14 protein-coding genes are annotated in these 20,429 nt (G+C 70.5%); 4 read left to right on the top strand and 10 right to left on the bottom strand.

The window, feature by feature from the left end:
• Positions 1 to 32: 32 nt before the first annotated feature.
• The 3 genes from AB0D99_RS16640 to AB0D99_RS16630 all read right to left on the bottom strand — a co-directional run bounded on the left by AB0D99_RS16640 (position 33) and on the right by AB0D99_RS16630 (position 3,201).
• Positions 33 to 1,295: a DUF6357 family protein gene (locus AB0D99_RS16640; RefSeq protein WP_362361634.1), complete on the bottom strand. Its 1,263-nt coding sequence runs from the start codon at positions 1,293 to 1,295 to the stop codon at positions 33 to 35.
• Between the two features lie 103 nt (positions 1,296 to 1,398).
• Complete coding sequence (locus AB0D99_RS16635; RefSeq protein WP_362361631.1) at positions 1,399 to 1,953, bottom strand: hypothetical protein; 555 nt, start codon at positions 1,951 to 1,953, stop codon at positions 1,399 to 1,401.
• Positions 1,954 to 2,502: 549 nt separating this feature from the next.
• A complete protein-coding gene (locus tag AB0D99_RS16630; protein WP_362361628.1) occupies positions 2,503 to 3,201 on the bottom strand; it encodes a hypothetical protein in 699 nt (232 codons plus the stop codon).
• 388 nt (positions 3,202 to 3,589) lie between these two features.
• Between AB0D99_RS16630 and AB0D99_RS16625 the strand changes: the two genes are divergently transcribed.
• Positions 3,590 to 5,341: a helix-turn-helix domain-containing protein gene (locus AB0D99_RS16625; protein ID WP_362361852.1), complete on the top strand. Its 1,752-nt coding sequence runs from the start codon at positions 3,590 to 3,592 to the stop codon at positions 5,339 to 5,341.
• A gap of 103 nt (positions 5,342 to 5,444) precedes the next feature.
• Here the strand turns inward: AB0D99_RS16625 and AB0D99_RS16620 are convergent, their stop codons facing one another.
• Positions 5,445 to 6,194: a sterol desaturase family protein gene (locus AB0D99_RS16620; RefSeq protein WP_362361625.1), complete on the bottom strand. Its 750-nt coding sequence runs from the start codon at positions 6,192 to 6,194 to the stop codon at positions 5,445 to 5,447.
• A complete protein-coding gene (locus AB0D99_RS16615; protein WP_362361622.1) occupies positions 6,181 to 6,912 on the bottom strand; it encodes a GntR family transcriptional regulator in 732 nt (243 codons plus the stop codon). The genes AB0D99_RS16620 and AB0D99_RS16615 overlap by 14 nt, the downstream gene beginning before the upstream one ends.
• A gap of 178 nt (positions 6,913 to 7,090) precedes the next feature.
• On the opposite strand from AB0D99_RS16615, the gene AB0D99_RS16610 reads away from it, so the two are divergent.
• The gene (locus AB0D99_RS16610) at positions 7,091 to 7,462 is read left to right on the top strand and encodes a hypothetical protein (RefSeq protein WP_362361619.1); all 372 of its coding nucleotides are present in this window, start codon (positions 7,091 to 7,093) and stop codon (positions 7,460 to 7,462) included.
• Between the two features lie 85 nt (positions 7,463 to 7,547).
• Here the strand turns inward: AB0D99_RS16610 and AB0D99_RS16605 are convergent, their stop codons facing one another.
• Positions 7,548 to 10,028: an ABC transporter substrate-binding protein gene (locus tag AB0D99_RS16605; protein WP_362361616.1), complete on the bottom strand. Its 2,481-nt coding sequence runs from the start codon at positions 10,026 to 10,028 to the stop codon at positions 7,548 to 7,550.
• Between the two features lie 381 nt (positions 10,029 to 10,409).
• Positions 10,410 to 12,245 carry a CAP domain-containing protein gene (locus AB0D99_RS16600; RefSeq protein WP_362361613.1) on the bottom strand — a complete coding sequence of 612 codons (1,836 nt, stop codon included), beginning with the start codon at positions 12,243 to 12,245 and terminating at the stop codon, positions 10,410 to 10,412.
• Positions 12,246 to 12,521: 276 nt separating this feature from the next.
• Here AB0D99_RS16600 and AB0D99_RS16595 point away from each other — a divergent pair, with 276 nt between their 5' ends.
• Positions 12,522 to 14,255: an Imm49 family immunity protein gene (locus AB0D99_RS16595; RefSeq protein WP_362361849.1), complete on the top strand. Its 1,734-nt coding sequence runs from the start codon at positions 12,522 to 12,524 to the stop codon at positions 14,253 to 14,255.
• A 515-nt stretch (positions 14,256 to 14,770) separates the two neighbouring features.
• The gene (locus tag AB0D99_RS16590; protein ID WP_362361610.1) at positions 14,771 to 15,289 is read left to right on the top strand and encodes an RDD family protein; all 519 of its coding nucleotides are present in this window, start codon (positions 14,771 to 14,773) and stop codon (positions 15,287 to 15,289) included.
• 595 nt (positions 15,290 to 15,884) lie between these two features.
• On the opposite strand, the gene AB0D99_RS16585 is transcribed toward AB0D99_RS16590, so the two are convergent.
• The 3 genes from AB0D99_RS16585 to AB0D99_RS16575 all read right to left on the bottom strand — a co-directional run bounded on the left by AB0D99_RS16585 (position 15,885) and on the right by AB0D99_RS16575 (position 19,897).
• Complete coding sequence (locus AB0D99_RS16585) at positions 15,885 to 16,571, bottom strand: restriction endonuclease (RefSeq protein WP_362361607.1); 687 nt, start codon at positions 16,569 to 16,571, stop codon at positions 15,885 to 15,887.
• A gap of 1,110 nt (positions 16,572 to 17,681) precedes the next feature.
• A complete protein-coding gene (locus AB0D99_RS16580; protein ID WP_362361604.1) occupies positions 17,682 to 18,128 on the bottom strand; it encodes a hypothetical protein in 447 nt (148 codons plus the stop codon).
• A 746-nt stretch (positions 18,129 to 18,874) separates the two neighbouring features.
• Positions 18,875 to 19,897, bottom strand: a complete 1,023-nt coding sequence (locus AB0D99_RS16575; RefSeq protein WP_362361601.1) for an excalibur calcium-binding domain-containing protein — start codon at positions 19,895 to 19,897, stop codon at positions 18,875 to 18,877.
• Between the last annotated feature and the right edge of the window lie 532 nt (positions 19,898 to 20,429).

The raw sequence follows: 20,429 nt of genomic DNA, 5'->3' as shown, positions 1-20,429 counted from the left end.
ACGCGTGGGCACGGGGGCGAAAGGCTCAGGGCCTAACGGGCGTTGCGCCGCCGACGCGCGCGCTCGAACTCGGCGACGTTCGACATCCAGGGACCGTGCTGGTCGAGCGCGGCGCAGCCCCCGCGGACGAACGCGCTCACCATGCTCCGGTACCCGCCGAGCCCGTCGACCAGGCCGTACTCGACCCGGTACTCCGGATCCGACCCGCCTCTTCCCTTGCGCACCGTCGTGACCCGGGCGATGGAGTCCGCGTAGAAGTGGAGCTGGATCCCCTCGCCCATCTCCTCGTCCTCGATGGTGAACACGTCGTTGTCCGCGGCAGATCGATCGCCGACGAACTCCCAGAACGCCGCGGTGGCACTGCGAGGGCCTCCCCGTAGCCACTTCCTCTCGACGCCCTTGTCGTCGGTGAACGAGAGGGCCGTCTTCCGCGCACCCCCACCGCGGTCGGTTCGGGCGTCCCCCGTCTCCTCGTCGTCTTCCACAGGTGTGTTCCTGGAGCGGTCCGCAGCCTCGGAGCACAGCAGGAAGCTCACCGTACGCACGGCGTCTTCGACGAGTTCGGGATGGGCCCGGCGCACGGCCGTGTCGACCGTCGTCGCCATCCGGTCCCAGTCGCGCTTGTCCGTGGCGCGGCGTCCTCGTCGTGGATCGAGGCCGATCCGCATTCCGGCACACGCCTGCTCCGCGGTGGCGAACACCCGCATGACCTCGGGCAGCAGCGCGGCGTCGACGGCATCGGGCTTCCGCCGGGGAACCGTCGAGCCGTGCGCGTACTGGCCCGTGTAGCGCAGAATCGCGGCGTCGAGCGGGCCGAGGACCGTTCCGCGCTCGGCGCGACGGCGGTCCGCGCGATACTCCTGAGCACGCTTCTCGTTCGGCGTCTCCGTCGCCGATCGCATGGCCGCGCAGACCTCGCCGCGCTCGAGCAGACCGATGTCGGCCCCATGGGCGACGAGCCGGCTCCTGTCCCACCGGATGCGTCGGAAGAGCGCGTCGACGTCCGCGGGCGAGCCGAGAAGGACCGGGTCGAGGAGCGCGACGGCGGCGTTCTCGTCGAGGGGGCCCCGGGTCCCGGCCGCGTCGCACAGCGGAAGGACAGCGCTCCACAGCAGCAGGTGTCTGGCCAGGTCCTCCCGAATCACTTCGAGATGGGCTTCCCCGATCGGGAAAGTGAACGTGCGAGGGTCATGGTTGGCGTCGGCCCCCGCGCCCAGCGTGAGCTTCAGCTCACCGTCCTCGCGGGTCACGGTCGGGATCCAGCCGATCCCGCGCGTGAAGACGACGTCTCTCATGGGTTCAGTCTCCCCGTAACGGGAGCGGCCCCGGCTCGACGTGGTGGTCTCACGCCCACGGCGAGCATCACGCCGGTGTCGCGCCCCACCCCGCGCCTTCTGTTCACGACCACCGTGCACATGCCATGACGAGGCGCGGGTCGGTGCGCACCCAGACTTCGCCGGCGGCGGCCCCGGCCGGGGCGTCGACTCGTTCGACGCCGAGGAACTCGATCAGCTGGAGCAGTTCGGCCCGTTCGGCGCGGTCGTCGTCGACATCGTGCCCGTCGAAGAAGACGTAGTACTGGTCGCTCGGGTCCACGATGCCCGAATCTCCCCAGATCCGGGCGACTTCTTCGATCGCCCCGGCTTCCGTCGTGAAGGTCGCGGCGCGGGCGGCACCGCGGGTCTCCGGTGACGCGTCGAGGTCCGCGAGGTCGGAGAACCACTGACCGAATCGGTCGAGGCCGGCGTATCCGTTCTCGAAGAACAGCATCGCGCTCGGAAGACAGCGATTGGCCCGGTCGACCCGGAGGTACTCCGACCGAGGCCGGTTCCCGTCCTCGCTCCGGGAGATCACCCCCTGCCCGGGCATGAGCACCAGGCGCTGCCCTGCCGGTTCATCACTGATGACGTACGTGCCGGAATCCCGATCGCGGAAGAATGCGGAGAACGCCACGTAGGCTTCCTGAGGGTCGCCCACGGATATCCGTCGGTCGTTGCCGTCACCGACAGCGAAGACGAATTCCTTCGGTGAGGGGTCGTAGGGGCGAGGCATGGGCGTCCTTCGTTCTTGGGGTAGCTCCCCCAGCCTAACGAGTCCGTGCACAGCGGGCCGTGAGACGTCGAACCCCAGCGCTGTCGGTGACGTGGCTGGGGAGGAGGAACCCGGGCGACGGGCAGATGGGCTTGGGCAGGCAGCCGTCCATGGAGGAGTTCCGCCAGAGGAGCCCCCACCTCCGCCGACGTGCAGAAGGTGGGGGCTCTGTGTTTCTTTCGCCCTTTCAAGTTTTCCGGATGCGTGTGAGGCAGCCCATCTGGTTGAGGAGCAGCCGCGTGTGATCGTCTGCTCGCCTGACGAGCCCGGCGCGGCCGGCTGCGGGGGAGCCGCCGCTCTCGACCGTCCGCCGGGTCTGCGACGTGATCCTCCGTACAGCCTTTGCCGTCACTTCACCTCGGGGGGCGGACGGCACCGCTGACCTACGGCCGGCTGCCGCAGCAGCCGCACCTACCGAGTGATCGCCCTCGCCCCGTAGGCACCGCCCGAGGAAGCCAGGGGCGATACGGGAGCCGACCCGGCCACCCGGGGCGCAGCCTGGAGCTCCGCAGCACTGGCCTTGGGCCCGGTAGGGCTGCCCAGGCGGACCTCGCCACGTCGGACGGCTTCGGCCGCGCTGATCTTCGGGGGCACCGGGGCGCCGCCCGTGGCAAGCCCGGCACGGGGTACCCAGTGGTTGCCGGATACGACCCAACTGCCCCTCCAGGCCACCCCGTCCCAGCCGTACGCGGCCGTGTTCGTGGCGTACCAGACGTCACCACCGCACACGCGGTTGAAGTTGCCGGAGAGCTCCACGCCCACGGCGGGAACGGGGTTTCGGAGCGGTCCGAACCCGGCGCACTTCCACCACACACCCCGCGCCATGTCGAAGGCGAGGATGTGCCGCTCGCTGGAGAGCCAGCCCGTGTACTGGTTCGCGAGCTGGCAACCCCCGCTGGACGTACGGTTGTAGCCGTACGTGATGCTCCGCGAGTATCCGCCGCCGTTGGAGCCCGCGCTGGTCTCCGCGTAGCCGGCGATGCACCTCACGGTGTCCGTGTGCGTGTACCGGAAGCTGGAGACGGCGGACGCCTCACCGGTGAAGCCGACGACCAGGCCGAGGGCGGCCGCCGCGGAGCCCACGATGCGGGCGATGTCGGATCGTTTCACGCTAACTCCTCCGTTGTGTGTCCAGTGCCGCGAGTGCACGCGCTCGCATGCGGCACCAGGGGTCTGTCAGGAACCGATGGACCACCGAGCGGGGCCGGAGCGCTGCTCCTTCGCGCGCCGCCCGGCCTCCTTCCCCTCGCTCTCACGCACCTCGTCGTCACTCGGCGGCACATCGCCCTCCTGCCTGTCGTGGTCCCGACCGAGCCCGCCCACGCTCCCGGGAGTACGGGCGGAATCCGTCGGGTCCGAGCAAGGCCGATGCCTTCTCACCTCGAGCTTTCGCCCCAGGGCGTTTGTTGCGCAGCCCACTCCCGGCGGTGAATCAATCCGCGCATCACCACCGTGCGACGCAAAAGCGCCTTGCTGCCCCCGCCTTGGTACGGCTTGGATACATGACCGGCAGGAGACCGGTCGGCCGGCGCCCAGCCGGAAGGGGGGCACGATCGTGGGACGCCAGGAGAAGCCCGTGGACCCGGCCGCCGGACCGGCGGCAGAGTTCGCTCTAGCCTTGCGGCAGCTTCGCAAAGAGGCAGGCAGCCCCACGTACGGGACCATGGCCCGCCACACAACGGCCTACTCCGCGGCCACGTTCTCCCGGGCCGCCGCGGGTGAGCAACTCCCGACGCTGCCGGTGCTGCGCGCGTACGTCGCCGCCTGCGGGGGCGACCCCGAGGAGTGGGAGCATCGCTGGGCCCGGGCATCCGACGACCTGGCCTCCCGGGCCGCAGAGTCCTCGGACACTCCAGCCCCCTACCTCGGGCTGGCCCGGTTCGAGCCCGGCGACAGCGACCTCTACTTCGGCCGCGACCGACTGGTGCACGACCTGTTGGCACTCACTGACCGACACCGCGTCGTCGCCATCTTCGGCTCCTCGGGCAGCGGCAAGTCCTCCCTGCTGAGGGCGGGCCTCGTCCCCCGGCTCCGTGACCGCGCCGTCCCCACAGCCGCGGTTCGCCTCCTCACCCCCGGAGCGCGGCCCCTGAGCCGACACCGTGAAGCCCTCCGGCCTGCCGACGCTCCGGGCGACACCTGGCTGATCGTCGACCAGTTCGAGGAACTGTTCACCCTCTGCCACGACCCCGAGGAAAGAGACAGCTTCCTCGCGGGCCTGCTCGCCGCCCGCGAGCCGGACAGTCGCCTGCACGTCGTCCTCGGCATCCGGGCGGACTTCTCCCCACACTGCCTGGCCCACACCGAGTTCGCCCGGACGATCCGCAGGGCAAGCCTCCCGGTCGGCCCTCTGACCCGGGACGAACTGCGCAAGGCCATCATCGGCCCTGCGACGGCCCGCTCCCTGGTCGTGGAACGAGCGCTGACCGCCACCCTGATCGACGAGGTCCACGGCCGGAGCGCCGGCCTGCCGTTCCTCTCCCACGCGCTGCTGGAAACCTGGCGCCGACGACGTGGCCGCACCCTCACCCTGGAGGGATACCAGCGGGCCGGAGCCATGCGAGGCGTGATCGCCCAGAGCGCGGAAGCCGCGTACGCACGCATGGACCCGGCCCAAGCCGAGACGACCCGTCAGGTGATGCTGCGGCTGATCACTCCCGGAGTCGAAGTCCCCGACACCCGTCGGCCCACCAGCCGCAGGGAGATCGAATCCGCCGGAGACGTACGGGAGACCACAACGGTCCTCGACATCCTCGCGCGGGCCCGGCTGATCACTCTGGACGGGGACACCGTCGACCTGGCCCACGAGGCCCTCATCACCGCCTGGCCCCGGCTGCACGCCTGGATCGAAGAGGACCGCGAGAAGCTGCGCCTCCACCGCTGGCTCACCGACGCCGCCGAAGCCTGGGAATCCGTCGGCCGTGACCCCGGCGTACGCATCTCGCCGGTCCGCCTCACCCAGCTCGACGTGCACTTCACCACCCCCGCCGACCGCCGCCGACTGACCACCCTCGAAGCCGATTTCATCGCCGCAGGCAGAGCCACCCACCGACGCGGCAACCGCGTCCGCTGGACCGCGCGGGCCGTCGTACCCCTCCTCGCGATGATGACCGGCATCGCCGCCCGCCTCGCCTGGGGCCAGATCCTCGCCACACGGCAACACCCGCCGGCGCCGCCACCCTCAAACACTCCCGCTGCCGCCGTCTCCCCACCCCCGACCCCGCCGAGCCCCCGGACCAGAAGCTCGTGAGGCGACCGAGCAACCGACACAGGCTGACGTCGACACGTCGAGCGACCAACGCCCGCCGCTCGAAGAACCCGATGCGGCAGGCGTGATTGCGGCGGCAGGTGCGTCACCCCACGCCGTGCAGGTTCTTGGCGGTCGGTGAGGTCTCCACCGTGGCCGGGTCCGGGTAGGTCCCCAGGAGGCGATCGGCGCTCGCGGTCGTCGTGACCGTGAACCAGTAGTGCTCGTTCTTGTAGTGGTGCAGCCGGTGGTTGCGCCAGACCGCCTTGTAGGCCCTGCTCCGCGGCCGGTAGTCACTGTGGATGAGGTAGTGCGTCCACTCGTACACGAGCCCCGCCACCGCCACCGTCACCATGAACGTCAGGGCCTGGCCCAGTCGCGGGAAGGCGATGAGGGCCGCCGCGTTGTAGCCCACGATGACCCAGACGAGGGCCTTCCAGGGGATGAAGACCAGGGGGACCTGGCGCGGGTCGACGTGGTGTTCACGGTGCTTCTTCGCCAGAAGGGTGTCCAGGACGACTCCGGCGACCTTCCTCGGACGCCAGTGCAGCACGAAGACATGTATCAGCCACTCGAGGAGCGGAAACAGCAGGATCAGGATGACCGGGGCGTACGCGTCGTCGACGCGCCAGTCTCCCGTCGCGACCCTGCAGGCGAGCACGGTCACCAGGACACCGCTGATCATCCACGGTGAGGGGTAGCGCCAGAAGGCCCGGAAGGCGCTTCCGAGCGTGACCTCGGTCCGGCGGGGCGACGACTGCGCGTCCTCGTCCGCCCGCACGCGGGCACGGGCGTCCGCGTCCGAGGCCCCGCCGGCGCGCGCCCGCTTCCGTATGAGGGTTCTACGCAGGTTCATGGCTCTCCTCGAGTTGATCGATGACGTCGATCAGGGCCTCGGTCGCGGGGCGCAGCAGGTCCTCCGCGCGGGCGCGCGCCGCACTCGCGTCGCCTCGGACGATCGCGTCGGTCAGCGCGGTGTAGGCGTCGGTCCGGTCCACCTCCGCGGCCATGACGTGCGCCAGTGCCTCCAGGGCGGGCTCGTAGGCAGCTCGGAGGCTGTTGAACATCAGGCGGAAGGTCACGGACTCGGCCGCGTCCGTGACGTGCTCCCAGAAAGTCAGGGCGTGGCGCTGCCTGTTCACGGGATCGGTGTCGTCGTCGAGCTTGCGGACGGCGGCCCGCAGCGGAGCGGCGAGAGCCGGTCCCCTGCGTCGTGCCGCGAGTTCCGCGATCTTCGGGCCGACGTGGAGCCGTGCCTCCAGGATGCTGCGGGCGACTCCCAGGTCGATCTCGCCCCCGGCGAACAGGAGGCGAGGGAGCAGATCGAGGCCACCCGCTCTGCGGATGTCCCGAACGGTGGTGGTGTCACCCTGGCGGACTTCCACCAGGCCGGCGTGTGCGAGTCGTTGCAGCGCTTCGCGTACCGCGGGACGTGAGACGCCGAGGACTTCCGCGAGGCGTCGCTCGCTGGGGAGGCTCTCGCCGGGGGCGAGGCTGCCACTCACGAGTTCCCCGAAGAGCTGGTCGAACACTTCGTCAGGAACCGAGCGTCGGTTGACCGGTTGCAGAGGCATGCGGAGACTCTACGAGCACAGAGGACTGATGGTCTAGTGGTCAGACCAGTCGAGTGGGATCCATGACACAGGGGCATGCCGTCCGGTCCGCCGGCCGTCAGAACCGGCCGTTGGCCATACGGCCCGGCCCCGCGCATACTTACTCCCCGGTAACCCGTCCCCACCAGGAGGAGCCCAGATGCCTCGGTCCGCCCGTCCCGCTCTCCTGCTCGCCGGCCTGCTGGCCGCCGCGGGCACCGCGCATTTCGTCGCACCCCGCCGGTTCGACGCCGTCGTGCCGAAGGCGCTGCCCGGCAGCCCCCGGGCCTGGACGCAGGCGAGCGGCGCCGCCGAACTGGCACTCGCCGCGGGGCTCGCGCATCCGACGACGCGCCAGGCCACCGCCCGGGCGACGGCGCTCTTCTTCGTAGCCGTCTTCCCGGCCAACGTGAAGATGGCGTACGACTGGCGCAACCGCCCCACCGCGGCCAAGACCCTCGCCTACGCGCGCCTCCCCCTCCAGGTGCCCCTCATCCTCTGGGCCAGGAAGGCGGCCCGCACCGGGCAGTGAGCGCCGAAGGGCGGGCTCCCGGCAGCTCGATGTCACAGCCGCCCGCGCGTCGCGCCGGTCGGCAGAACCACATGCCCCGCGCGGGTCAGGGGGTGGCCCGGTTGCCCGTCACCGTCCTCCAGCCGCCCGCGTTCACCGTGAACACCGTCAGCCGGGGGTGGACCGTGTCGCCGTACGCGTTGAAGGCGACGGGGCCGGTGACCCCTTCGAAGGCCGATCCCGCGACGGCCCCCGGCAGCTTCGCGCGGGCGTCGTCGGGGAGGGTGCCCCCGTTGGCGGTCACGACCGCCTTCACCGCCTCGATGAGGGTCCAGGTCGCGTCGTAGGCATAGGGGCCGTACCAGCCGGCCGGCTCCGAGTAGTTCGCCTTCTGGTAGCGGGAGAGGAAGTCCTGCCCCGCCTCCGATTCCTCGGCGGGCACCCCGATGTTGGTGGCGAGGTCGCCCTCTGCCTCGGGGTTCGCCGTGAGGTACCCCTGGTCGAAGATGCCGTCGCCGCCCATCATGGGGACGTTCACCCCCGCCTGCTTGAGCTGCTGGGAGAGCGGCGCCGCGGTGTCGTAGTAGCCACCGAAGTAGACGGCGTCGGCGCCCGAGGACCGCACTCTCACCGCAAGGCCGTCGAAGGCACGCTCATCGGGATCGACCTGCTCGGTGCCGACGACGCTCCCGCCGAGCCGGGTGAACTCGGCCGTGAGACCGGTGGTGAGAGCGGTGCCGTGGGCGCTCGCGTCGTCGATCACGTAGAGCTTGGTCTTCTTCGCCGCGTGCAGGTACCTGGCGGCGAAGGGCCCCTGATCGACGTCCGTGGCGACCGTGCGGAAGTAGGTGGAGTGAGGGCGGGACCTGGGACCGTCCGCCCAATCGGTGCCCAGGGTCAGGGTGGGATCGGTGTTGCCCGGGGACACGTTGACCATGCCCGCCTCCGCGAGCGGCGGCACCAAGGTTCGGGCGACACCCGAGTTGAGAGGGCCGACGACCCCCAGCACCTTCTCGTCGGACACGAACTCGGCCGCGTTGGGCGCGCCCTTGACCGGGTCGGCGCCGTCGTCCAGGGCCTTGATCTCGAACGTCACGCCGGGGACGTGCCGGGACTCGTTGGCGGTCCTGGCAGCCAGGTCGGCGGAGTTCTTCATACCGGCGCCCATCGAGGACAGTCCACCGCTCAGTGGCGCGTCCACCCCGATGACCACCGTGACAGCGGAGCTCCCCGGGCCGCCGGCCGCCCCGCTACGGCCTGCTTCGTCGTCGCGGTTCAGGGTCCAGGTCAGGACGGACCCCGCGGTCAGCACGGCCAACGCCGTGCCCAGGATCGCGGAGCGCCGGGTGAGACCACGCCCCCGGGCGGCCGTCCCCTCACCACGCCGCGAATCGACCGTCGCATCGAGCGTGACAGGGTCCTCGCCAGGACGTGAGGGTACGGGTGTGGCAGCCGGCCGGTCATGCACAGGGCCGTCCGGTGTACCGGCCGCGGACGACCCCGGGTCCGGGACGGTGGGGGTCGGGGGAGTGGGTGCCTGCCGCGGCATCGGCGGGGCGGGGGCCTGTTCCGCCGCCACGTCCGGCACCGGCGCGGGGGCCGACCGGGGGTCGGGCGTGGGCGCGGGGGCCGACCGCGGGTCAGGCGCGGGCGCGGGTGCCGACTCGGGGTCGGGCGTGGGCGCGGAAGGCGACCGGGGGTCGGGTTCGGCGTCGCGGTCGGACGGCGCGCCCGGCCCGGCAGGCTCGTCGGCCCGGCGCGGCGAGGCCCGCAGCACGGACGCGAGCATCTCAGCCGCTTCCGCAGCACCCACGCGCTGCGCCGGGTCCTTCGTCAGGAGCGCGTCCAGCACGGGGACCAGCGGACCGGCATGGACCGGTGGTCGGTGCGGGCTGGTGAAGACGGCCACGGCAAGGGCGTGGAGCCCGACCACGTCGAACGGCGGGTGCCCCTCGACGGCGTGGTAGAGGGTGGCACCCAGCGCCCACAGGTCGTTGGCCGGGGTGGGGCGCTTGCCTTCCAGCTGCTCCGGCGGCATGTACTGCGGCGTGCCGATGACGATCCCGCTGTGGCTCAGCCTGGTCGTGGCGTCCGCGAGGTGCGCGATGCCGAAGTCGGTGAGGACGACACGGTCCTTGGTCAGCAGCACGTTGTCCGGCTTGATGTCGCGGTGGACGATCCCCGCCCCGTGCGCCTCGGCCAGCGCGTCGAGCACGGCGGCGCCGATCTCGGCCACCCGACGCACGGGGAGTCGCCCGCCTTCGCGGATGGCAGCCGCCAGGGACCGGCCGCGGATCAACTCCATGATGATGACGGGGGCCCCGTTGTGCTCCACCACGTCGTGGACCGTGATGACCCCGGGGTGGCTGAGAGTGACCGCTGCGCGGGCCTCGCCCGCGAACCGCCGCAGCAGCGCGGCGCGGTCGTCGTCCTCCAGGCCCGGCGGGAACACGATTTCCTTGACGGCGACCTCGCGTCCGAACAACTGCTGGTCAAGGCCGCGCCAGACCCGGCCCATACCGCCCTGGCCGATGCGTTCCACCAGCTGATAACGGCCGGCGACAAGTTCGGGATTCTGCTCGGTCACGCGCACACTCTAAGTCCTGCTGAGCCACTCGGGTGGCGGAAAGAAGGCGTGATCACCCCCTCCACGGTGATGAGGAGACGACGCGTCCGACAGGGGGGTGCGGCGGGGTGCCGCGGCAGCTCGCACAGCCCTGGCCCGGCGCCCCCGCCACGGAGACCGGTGCGTGCGGTGGTGACGTCCGGCGCCGCGCCGACGACCTCGCACGGTCTTCGTCAGGTCGTCGTCGGCTGCCACGGCCTCGGAGCCGCAGGGAATGCCTGCGTCGGCGAACACGGCGGTGGCGGATCGATCCCTGTACGTCTGCCGGTGAGACCGGGGCCGCCGGGTCCACGGTGGCGGATCGCACGCCCGTGGCGCCCGGCGGCCGTCCCGGGGACGATGTCACCCTCGTCGGGCGCCGAACACCTGCGTCCAGTAGGGGCCGCCCTCGTTGTGGATGCCGATCCCGATCTCCTTGAAGTCGCAGTTGAGGATGTTCGCGCGGTGGCCCGGGCTGTTCATCCATGCCTCCATCACCGCCTCCGGGGTGCGCTGGCCCATGGCGATGTTCTCGCCGTACGTCGACCAGGGGTACCCGGCCGCGGTGACCCGCTCGCCAGGTCCGTCGCCGTCAGGGTTGGTGTGGTCGAAGTAGTCGCGCGCGGCCATGTCGTCGGAGTGGCCCTGGGCCGCCCTGTTCAGGGTCGAGTTCGCCGTGAGCGGGCCGCACCCGGCCTTGGCGCGCTCCGCGTTGACCAGGCTGACGACCTGGTCGACGGCCGAGCCCGAGCCGGAGTCGCCCTGCCTGCCCGCACCCGAACCCGAACCGCTGCCGGAACCGGTGTCGCCGTTCGTACGCTTGGGCTTGGGCGCCGAGGTACGGGGCGCGGTCGTCTTCGCCGCACCGGGCGACGCCGTACGGGTCGGCGGCGTGGTCGTGGCTTTAGCGCTGGGCGATGCCGAGGCAGAGGCGGAAGCGGAGGGCGACACCGTCAAGGGGGTCGAGGTGAGGCCGGCGGCCTCCTGCGCGGACGGAAGGTCCGGGGCCGGCGCCGCCGCGCGGTTCACTTCGAGGCCGTCGTCGCCTCCGCCGCGGCCGCCACTCAGGTAGAAGGACCCGCCGGTGAGCGCCACGACCGCCATGCCCGCGGTGACGACGACCCTGCGCCGGTTACGCTCCCGCTCCTGACGGCGACGACGGCGAACATTCCGTGCTCCGCGCGCACCGGGCACACCCGCCGGGGCGGCCGTACCGGGGGAGCCGAGCACCGAGGGCACCTCCTCCGACATGCCCGGCGGGCGCGTCAGGTCGACCGAGGCGATGTGACCGTCCCGGTCGGTGCCGTGGTCCTGATCGGCGTACTGCCACGGTTCGCCGTGCGGCTCCGGCACCTCGTACGCATCCGGTGTCCCGGTCGCCGCCTGCGGGGTGGCCGCGGTCGCCGCGAGCGCCCATGCGGCGGACTCGCGGACCCCGGCGACCAGCGGCGTCGGCGGAGGCACCAGAGGCAGCCCGGCCAGCAGCGCTTCCAACGGCACCAGACCTCGCCAACGGGCGGAGCACTGGGCGCAGCCGCCGGCGTGCCGGGCGAGATGCTCCCGCCACGCGGCGCAGGGGCGGCCGTCCCAGGTCCCCGCCTCGTAACCGAGGGCCGGACAGAGCGGGTTCGCCGACACCGCACCGACGACGACCCTGGCCGCGTCGTGCCGCGCCCGCAGACTCTCCACGCCCGCCGCCGTGTGCTCGACGGGCCACTGCAGGGCCGCCGCGACCTCGTACCGGCTCAACTCGCCCACGCACTCCAGCCACCACAACGCCAGGAGAACGCCGTCATCGGGCTCGATCCAGCGCGCCGCCTCGGCGGCCTCGCGCTCCTGCCCCGGCAGGTTCAGGAGCCCGACGGTCAGGTCCGCGAAATCAGGCCCCGGCAGGGGGAGACCATCGGCGTCGCCGAGGAGCCGGGACCGCGTACGGACACCGTCCACGGCGATGGCCACCAGCCACGGCCGGAACTCGTCCGGGTCCCGCAGGCCGCCCAGTCCGTCCAGGGCCCGCACCATCGTCTCCCGCACGAGGCCGTCGACGCCCTGCTGTCCGTTCAGCGCACGGCCCACGACGTTGTAGACCAGGGGCACGTGGGTGGCGATCATCGGGTCCCGTGCCCACGGGTCGCCGTTCATCGCCGCCCTGACCAGCTCCCGACCCTGGGCCTGCTCCCTGCTTATGCCCTGATTCACGCTGCCTGTCCTGCCTGTTGACGATGCCGACACCTGGGAGACGTCGGCATGGGCACCGGATAACAGAATCCTGTCCGCGCCCGACGTGACGTGGGTCACGTGCCGTCGTGCCGACACCGCACCACGGAGTCCTGCGGCGGTCGACGGCCGCCGTGGCCCGCGGTTCATGCACCTGCACCCGCCGGGGCCGAGCCTTCACCGGCCTGTCAGATCCCGCATCTAGGCTGTGACGGAAATCGATCAGGGAGCAGGGCCGTGCGAATAGAGCGTCACCAGGTGGGCGGGGCTGCTGTGTCGGCAGCGCGCGAGGACTTCACGAACCGGATCGGGCGTCAGGTCCACTCCATGTCGAGGGCCGGCCGCATCGCGACCTACGAATGGCAGTTGATCGCCGACGCCTTCCTCGACTACCTGGGCGCCCTCTCCGTCGAGACGCCCGATCTCGACACCGCGGAGGCCAGAGCCGCTCTCAAGGATGCCTCGGAGGCCGCGGTCGGCGCCGTCGCGTACGCGGCGTACCACCCGCACTGCAGCTTCAACGTCTTCCTGGAGTACGTGAACTTCGGTATGAGCTACGACCCGGGTGACGACGCCCCCGAGGAGAAGGTCACACCGGGGGAGTGGATCGACGCGTTGTGCCTGTCGGTTCTCAGGGACAAGGCCACGTGGCACGGTGAGGAATTCACCTTCGCCCGGCGGAAGTTCGCCGATCAGGAGACGGGAACGCTCCTCGGTGAGCTCGCCACGGGGTTGACGGCCGTGGTCCTGGACGACGCCGGCGACGGAAAGTACCCGCCGAGCGCGCAGGCCAAGCTGGCCGCCGTCGACGCTGCTGTGGACCGGATCCGTACCCGTGCGGCGGAGACGGGCGAACTCCTCCTGGACGGGCCGAACGGCCTCGCTCTGCGGACGCTGCGAGCGCTGGCCGCCGAGGACCGGCAGGGCTTCGACGCCGCCCTGGCCGAGCTCCTGGTCAGCCACAGCTCCCTGCACGGTCCGGCGGACTCACCGAGCAGCCTGCTCCCGCTCGTGCCCCTCGCGCTGGCCGCGATCGCCTACCGGACGCTCGGCTGGGCTCCGGCGGTTCACACGGACTACCTCCCGCACGCCCTGGTCACCGGTTTCGAGACCAGGGGCCCGCGGGTCGCGGGGCTTGGCCGGAACAGACGGCCGGACGCCGTCGCCGCCCTCGCCGCGGGACCGCTCGTGGTGGAACGGCCCGCCTGCGAGCGCGAGGGCATCGCGCGGATCGAGGCCATGTACGAGGAACACCTCCAGGAGGCCTTCACCCCCGCCGACGGCAAGCCCCTCGCGGTCTCGCGTCTGAGCAGCGTCCTGAGCGATCAGGAGCGCCTGTTCCAGTGGAGGGCGGGGACCCCCGGCGACGTCACGGAGTCCCAGGTCGCCCTTCTTCGGCTGGCCTCTCAGATGGGGGCGGCTCTGTTCCGCATCGCGCTGGCGGAGCCGGACACCGAGGTCGAGGTGTCCATCGGCGGGCGCACCCTGCGCTACCCGGCCAAGCGGGGCGCGGAAGCCGGTCCCGGGTACTGGCAGACGGCCGTTGCCTTCGCCCTCATCACCGGCGTGCGCGAGGACCTCGCCCCGCTGGTCCTCACCGGCCCCACCTTCGCGCGCCCGGACGGCTCCGCGTTCACTGCGTACCGCGAAGCCCTCCACGCCTATCTGAGGGGCACCGAGCCCGAAGCGGCCGCGAAGCGAGCGCTGCAGGAGGCCGAGAGGGCCAAGGACTGGGGCTTCGCGATGCCGCCGGCCGTGTTGCTGTCGCAGCTCGTGGACGGTGACGAGGAGAGCTTCAACCTGGCCCTGGCCGACGCCCTCGAAGCCCACCGCGCCTATTACGAAGTCGCCGACCGCGCCGACTATCCCGAAACCTCCATCAACCTTGACGTCCTCGCGCTGGCCTGCCACGCCCGCCGCCGCGGCTGGACCATTCGCGTGGACTCCCCCTACCTGCCACACGACCTCCTGGGGGCCGCCGAACCCTTCTAGAGACCGCACGAACGCTCCTCCGGCCCGAACTTCGAGGAGGCTGGAACGCGGAACCCCCGCACCTGCGCTCTCGCGCTGTTCCAGAGCGGCCAGAGGCCGCCCCAAGATCGCCGGCGAGCCTCCCGGCGTCGAGGTCGGCTCTTCGTTCGGGCCCCGGCATTAGCGAGTGACGGGTGCGGCCGGATCGCCTGGTGGGTGCCGTGTCCGTCGCCGGGGGCGAGCATGTGCGGCGTCGGTGCTGTTGGTGGGACGCGCATGTTGTCCGTGCATGGCCTCTCGTGTGGCCGGACAGCCCACGGATACCCACCCTGGTGGACCGGCCACCCCCGCCCCGCGCTTGCGGGCAGCGGAGCAAGCCAGTGACACCGGACAGCTCGCGCTCGGTCCGGGGTCGCTGGTGCCGGGCTGTCAGACTCGCAAAAATGATCATAATGCCACGAATCGCGCACCCCGCGATGGCTACGACGGTCCCTGCCGGGGAACTCTCCACATCAGCGGAATGTAGTATTCCGCCGATGCGCGAGATCGACATGTCCAACTCCATGGCCTCCGGCAGCGACCTCGGTCGACTCCAAGCGGCTCCGACCACCCGTCACGGATCTCCGGCGGGTCTCCTGCCGCGCTGCGCCGCAACTGCCATCGACCTGGTCATCGCTGTCGCGGTCATTCTTGTTCCGCTGGTCGGCCTCGACCGGCTTCTCGCGGCCGTCGGTGTCGCCGACGGTGAAGCCGGTGCGATCTGGCGCACCACCGCCGCCCTCTGGGTCACGGCCTTTTTGCTGCTCTACTCCCCGTTCAGCGTGTCGAGCCGGGGCGCGACTCCCGGCAAGCGGGCCCTGCGCCTCCAAGTAGTGCACCTTGAGACCGGAGAGCGCATCGGCTACGGCGCGGCCGTCACCCGGCACTTCACGAACCTCGTGGTGACGGGCATCCCGGTGTTGTGTGTCGCCAACGTCTCCTCGATCAACCTCAGCAAGGACCGCCGTGGCCTGCACGACAAGGCGTCGGGCAGCGTGGTGATCCACCGCCGGTGACGGAGCGGCCAGGGCGGACGGCGACGCCGGGCCGCCGACGAGAAGGTGGCTGGCAGAGGCCGACCACCAAGCCCACCCGGTTGTCAGTGTTGGGGGTGTTTCTCGGCGCCGGGTCGGCGGTTCGGTGGGTTGGGGTGCTGGCGCTGAGCCGGCGCGACGCTTGCTTCACTTGTCTTAGACCACGGTTCCCGCGATGCTGAGCCGGTGAGGGCGGCGCCGATGATGAAGCCCTGGCAGCGGTAGAAGTATCGGAGCGTGTCGGGGCGCAGGCGCGCTTGCCGGCTTCCTTGGCTACTTCCGCGCAGACCACGCCGTGGTGCCGCGCTTAGCTCGTGTCGCTCGTTCAGGACGGGTTGATGATCGCAGGACGCCGCCGCGTGGGTGGAGCGTTCGCGAATGTTCGTCACCGTGAAGGGGTGCCTCCCGCCGCCGAAGTGCGCCCGCACCGGGACGCTGGGTGGCCGTCCTGACGAGTTCGAGCGCGGTATGCGGCGGGAGGCCCGAGGGTTCTGCCGGGCCGGTGCTCACGCCTGTTGTGCGGGGCCAGGTCGCCGGTCTGTTGGCGGAGAGCAGGCCGGAAATGGTCTGCTCGGGGTCAGGACAGGGTGCTGGGTCCTCGCGGTGGGGGGACGGCGCGCAGCAGTTCCCACAGGGGACGGGAGCCGCCGGCCCACTGCGCGAGGACGGTGCGGTCGACCAGGTGCAGGCGCTGGTCGCGGGCGAAGGCGAGGGCGGGTTTGGAGAATCTGCCGTTGGTGACGAGGACGACGACGTCGCCCTTGTGAACGGGGCGTCCTGTGCCGTTGAGGACCTGCAGGTCGGGCGTGCCGACCGCGGCCCCTGCCAGGCCGGCCTTGCGGTGCTTGCACTGGATGACCCACCGCCGCCCGTACGGGTCGGTGGCCTTCACGTCCGCACCGTTGTCGCCGGCGCCGCCGACCTGCACGGCATCGCTGCATCCGTCGCGCCGCATCAGGTCCCGCACCGCGTGCTCGAACTGCCGGTGGTGCAGGGCGTCCAGGTGCGTGAGTGCGTAACGCAGCCCTTGGGCGCGCACTCGCTCCCACTGCGCTGCGCGCTGCCGTCGGATCACCCAGAGCGCGACCGCACCGCCGCTGAGCAGCACCAACACAACAGGGATCCAAGGGTGGGCGGTGAGGAAGCTGACCACACCCGTCAGCACCACCCACAGCAGTACCAGGCCGCCGCCGATGAGGGCGAGCTGATCGCCACCGGTTGCCTTCCGTGACCGCCGTCGCGCGGGCGGCCGCCGACGGCTCACCTGGTGCTCCCGCTACGGTCCCACTTGATCGGGTACGACACCGTCGGCACCGGGCGCGGCGCGGATTCTGTCCACCCAGGCCATTTGATCGGATAGGACACAGTGGGTGTTGGGCGGGGAGCTTGCTTCGCCGAGTCGGGCGACGTGATCGGATGGCTCGGCACGGCCGAGGGCCGCGGCGCCGGGTGCCGCTCGGTGCCGGGGCCGCTACCGGTCGAGGTGCCCGGGTTGCCGAACACGAACACGGCCGCAACGATCGCGACGGCCCACGCGGTCTGTTTGCTGGTTCCGGCCGGCGCCCTCCAGTGCGTTCGGACTACGGTCCCGTCCTGCTTGGTGTATCCCCTGACTAACGGCAAAGCCGTTCCTCCCCTGGTCACGGCGCGAATCCCGCGCAACGAACCAATGTAGCGGCCGCCACTGACAGCCCGTCATTACATGACCGCCCTTTGTGATCACAAAGGATGGTGGTGGCAGCGCGGCCTGTCAGAGCCTGTCCATGGCCGCGGCGTGCCAGCGGCTCGTTGTGAACGCATCGATCGGCCTGGAGGATTGGGCGACGACGGCGGAGGGTTGTGTGCGGCTCGCGCTGGTGGCGGCACGGTACGGATGCCGCGTGATCCACGGATGGAGCGAGGCGATGCTACCGGTGTGGGAGTTCACGATGACGAGTCCAGCCTTTCCTACCCCGTCACCCCGTTACGGTGCGGCCAAAGCGACGGCCGAGACCGGGGTTCTCGCCGTGCCAAGGCCACTGCCGCCCGAATCGTCGCTGATCAGCGGCCACGGCCGCTCGGCCCACGAGAGGCTCGTCCACGAAGTTGTTGAGGGAACCCGCAGACCCGTAGGCAGTCGGGTGGCCATCGAGGCCATCGCAAGGCGACCAGAGTGCCGAGTTCATGGCGTCGGCAGATGGTGTCGTGGCCCGCGAGGTGATGGATGCCAGTCGGGTCGGCTGTAGCCAGCTCCAAGGGCGCATGCGGCCAGGTCGGCCACATGCACCGGACAGCGGACATCCTCAGGAACAGCAAGCCGTCGTGGCTGGCAGGTGTTCTCCCCGCCGGCGACGCGAACTGCTAGGCAAGGGCAACGGCACCGGTCGCCGGTGAGTTAAAGAGCCCACCAGCAATACAGCCGTTGACCGGAGGAGTGAGCGCGCTGAGCCAGGTCGGCCAGTGCTTCCAGCACACCAGTCGTGAACTCGACGCCGACACCGATCTGCCGAAGCTCGTCCGTCTTCGACCACGGATCGGCAAAGCGGACGAGGTCGTCCTGCGATGCCGAGGCGAGAGCAGCGGTCAAGCTGTCCGTCAGGCTGACCACGAACGCCCCGCCTTCCTCCGGATCGGACAACAATTGCCCGGACCGCGGACGACCTCTTGCCTCCTCATGGCAGCAGCCCGTCATGATCGCTTCGAGCCGGACGACCGAGACGACCGGGTCGATGTTCTTGAGAGAGACCACGTCGAGGTCTGCCTGACCCGGCCCTCCCGAACTCTGGAGGACAGCGATAGCAGCCTGATCGTCAGCGGCCGAGAAATAGTCGCACAGTGGCATGCCGAGGATTCTGGCACCCGCGGCTGACAGCCCTGCCGCCACGAGCGGGGCGCTAGCTGACAACCACGCCAGGGTCAGACGGGGCCAAATTTCAGGGAGCGTTGACGCAAGGATGCTGTCGATGAGTGCTGCGTCCCAGACGTTGCCACCGTCGGCCCAGGTCCACAGCCACCGCTGCAGTCACGCGGTCGCATGACGCAGCCCGTCGTGGGGACGCTGGCCCTGTCTGCGTCCGCGTTCGTGGGCACGGACTGCCAGCTTCTCAATCAGCTCATCGTCGTCTCCCTCCTCTGCGTTGGTCGCCGGTGACGTTCCGGGTGGGGAGACGTCGGATCGTCGGGGAAGGCCGAGGCCATGAATCGGGCGCCCTACTGCGAGGCTCAGACTGCTTCCCCAGCCGTCGCAGGCAGATGATCGCGCAGGCCAGGTCCAGCCGGCTTTGATGCAGGTCGGTCCCCGCCGCTCGTAGCGAATGCGCCGGTGTCCGCGGCATCGAGTGGACGACGGCCGCGGACAACATCCAGCTCGTCAGATGGCCAGGAGGGAGCACGAGATAAACGAGAACGCTCCCCGCTCGCCCCAGACCGAGGGCCTGTTCATCGCCCGCGAGGGCAATGCCGCCGCGACCCGCGCGCAGCAGGGGGCGGAGGGCGGTTCGAACGGGGCTCCGACAGCAACGACCGAACGGAGCCTCGACCGTGACAGCCTTCTCGAAGGCGGCTGAGGTGCTGTCGTGAGGTGAGTCGTTACTTGTCGCAGGCGATACCGTCGCCGTCCCGGTCGAGGGCCTTGCGGTAGCCGGGTTCGCCGCGGCGGATAGGAGCTGCGTTGGCGGCCTTAGCGGCGTCGCAGTTCTTGTAGTAGGCGCTGTCGCCCCCACCGGACGGCGAGGAGTTGGAGTCGTCCGTACTGGGCGGCGTCGGGTCGGGGTGCAGCTCAGTGAACTCCGTCTTCGGGCACGCGGTGCCAGGCGCGGTCACTTTGAGGTAGGCCGTAGTGGTCTTCGGGTACTCGATCTTCTCGCCGACTTCCGGCCCCTGGAAGCAGACGGTCCAGTCGTCGACGGTGGCGGGGAGAGTGACGTCGGTGTAGGCGCTGTCCGCCTCGATCGCCTTGAGGGAGAGCGGCTTGAGCGACATGGACGCTTTCTCGAAGGTCTGGCCGACGACCTTCGGCATCTTCGGGTACGGGATCGGCTCGCCGTCCTTCACCGGGCACGGCCACTCGTTGCGGACCACGCCGAAGTCGAGCGTGGGCATCGAGCCGACCTTCTTGGTCGCCGAGGTCTGGAAGCACACCTTCCAGTTGTCATCGTCCCACTGTCCAGTGTCGCTGTCCGAGGCGTCATGAGAGACCGAGTTGAAGCCGGCGGAGTAGGCAGCAGCCTTGGCGTTCTTGAGGTTCTGGCCCACATAGCTGGGCGGCCCACTGGGTGACGGGCTCGCAGACGGGGTGGACGCTGCCGTTGCCGGCACGGTTGCAGCGGCCTTCGGCTTGGCGTCGTTCTTCTGGTCCTTCGGCGGGTCGCCGAGGAACGGCGTGATGAACCAGAGGCTCGCGAGAACGGTGGCGATGATCTTCTTCGCCCGACTCCATGAGGTGAGCCACACGAGCGCGATCCCGCCGGGCGGGAAGACGACCAAGGCGGCGATGACGACCGCCGGGTGCTGCCACCACCGCCGCACGGGTGCGGGCTGAGGCGCGTACGGGTGATGGTCGTACGGCGGCGGCTGCTGGGGGTAGCCGTAGCCGGGAGGCGGCGTCGACATGATGAACTCCTCAGAGCGTGAACTTGAGCGGCGCTCAACGTACACAGAAAATTCACGTTATGTGCGCTAGGTGTCTGAACTGAGATGGCCCGGCTCTCCGGCCATGGGACGGCACAGCGTCAAGAAGTGCTACGGCAGGGCGTATTGCTGCACGCACTCGTCCCTTCCCGCTCTCCCTTCGCCGGAGTGCGGCACGCCGCCGCGTCTGATCAGCGCTTGTGTGTCTCCCTGCCCAGTGCGGACAGGTCCTCGCGCGAAGAGCAGCGAAGTTGTAGCAGCCCAGGCGGTCGAGGACGGTGTGCCTCAGCGGGGGAGCCCAGGCCCACTTCCTGGACCAGGACGCCACGCTCCGGCCGCAGGAGGTCTATGGCGGCTGAGAGGTAGCGTGTTGTCCAGTACGCGGCGGCATTGATGGCCAGGCCGAGTGTGCCGAGTTGTTACCCGTGCGCCTACGTCAGCCGTCAGCGCTTGCCCTGGCGAGCATGACAGCGAGGTCCGGTCTTGGGGCGCCACAGGAACATGTTGCCGGTAT

The sequence above is a fragment of the Streptomyces sp. NPDC047971 genome (assembly GCF_040653355.1).
Classification (GTDB): domain Bacteria; phylum Actinomycetota; class Actinomycetes; order Streptomycetales; family Streptomycetaceae; genus Streptomyces.
The sequence above is the reverse complement of the archived record's forward strand: the minus strand, read 5'-3'. Positions and strand labels throughout refer to the sequence as shown.

What these genes read in the sequence shown, in the direction of transcription:
- AB0D99_RS16590 (WP_362361610.1), top strand. Translation starts at nt 14,771, where the DNA reads ATGCGCGAGATCGACATGTCCAACTCCATGGCCTCCGGCAGCGACCTC.
- AB0D99_RS16640 (WP_362361634.1), bottom strand. Translation starts at nt 1,295, where the DNA reads ATGAGAGACGTCGTCTTCACGCGCGGGATCGGCTGGATCCCGACCGTG.
- AB0D99_RS16580 (WP_362361604.1), bottom strand. Translation starts at nt 18,128, where the DNA reads ATGCCACTGTGCGACTATTTCTCGGCCGCTGACGATCAGGCTGCTATC.
- AB0D99_RS16620 (WP_362361625.1), bottom strand. Translation starts at nt 6,194, where the DNA reads ATGAACCTGCGTAGAACCCTCATACGGAAGCGGGCGCGCGCCGGCGGG.
- AB0D99_RS16615 (WP_362361622.1), bottom strand. Translation starts at nt 6,912, where the DNA reads ATGCCTCTGCAACCGGTCAACCGACGCTCGGTTCCTGACGAAGTGTTC.
- AB0D99_RS16575 (WP_362361601.1), bottom strand. Translation starts at nt 19,897, where the DNA reads ATGTCGACGCCGCCTCCCGGCTACGGCTACCCCCAGCAGCCGCCGCCG.
- AB0D99_RS16610 (WP_362361619.1), top strand. Translation starts at nt 7,091, where the DNA reads ATGCCTCGGTCCGCCCGTCCCGCTCTCCTGCTCGCCGGCCTGCTGGCC.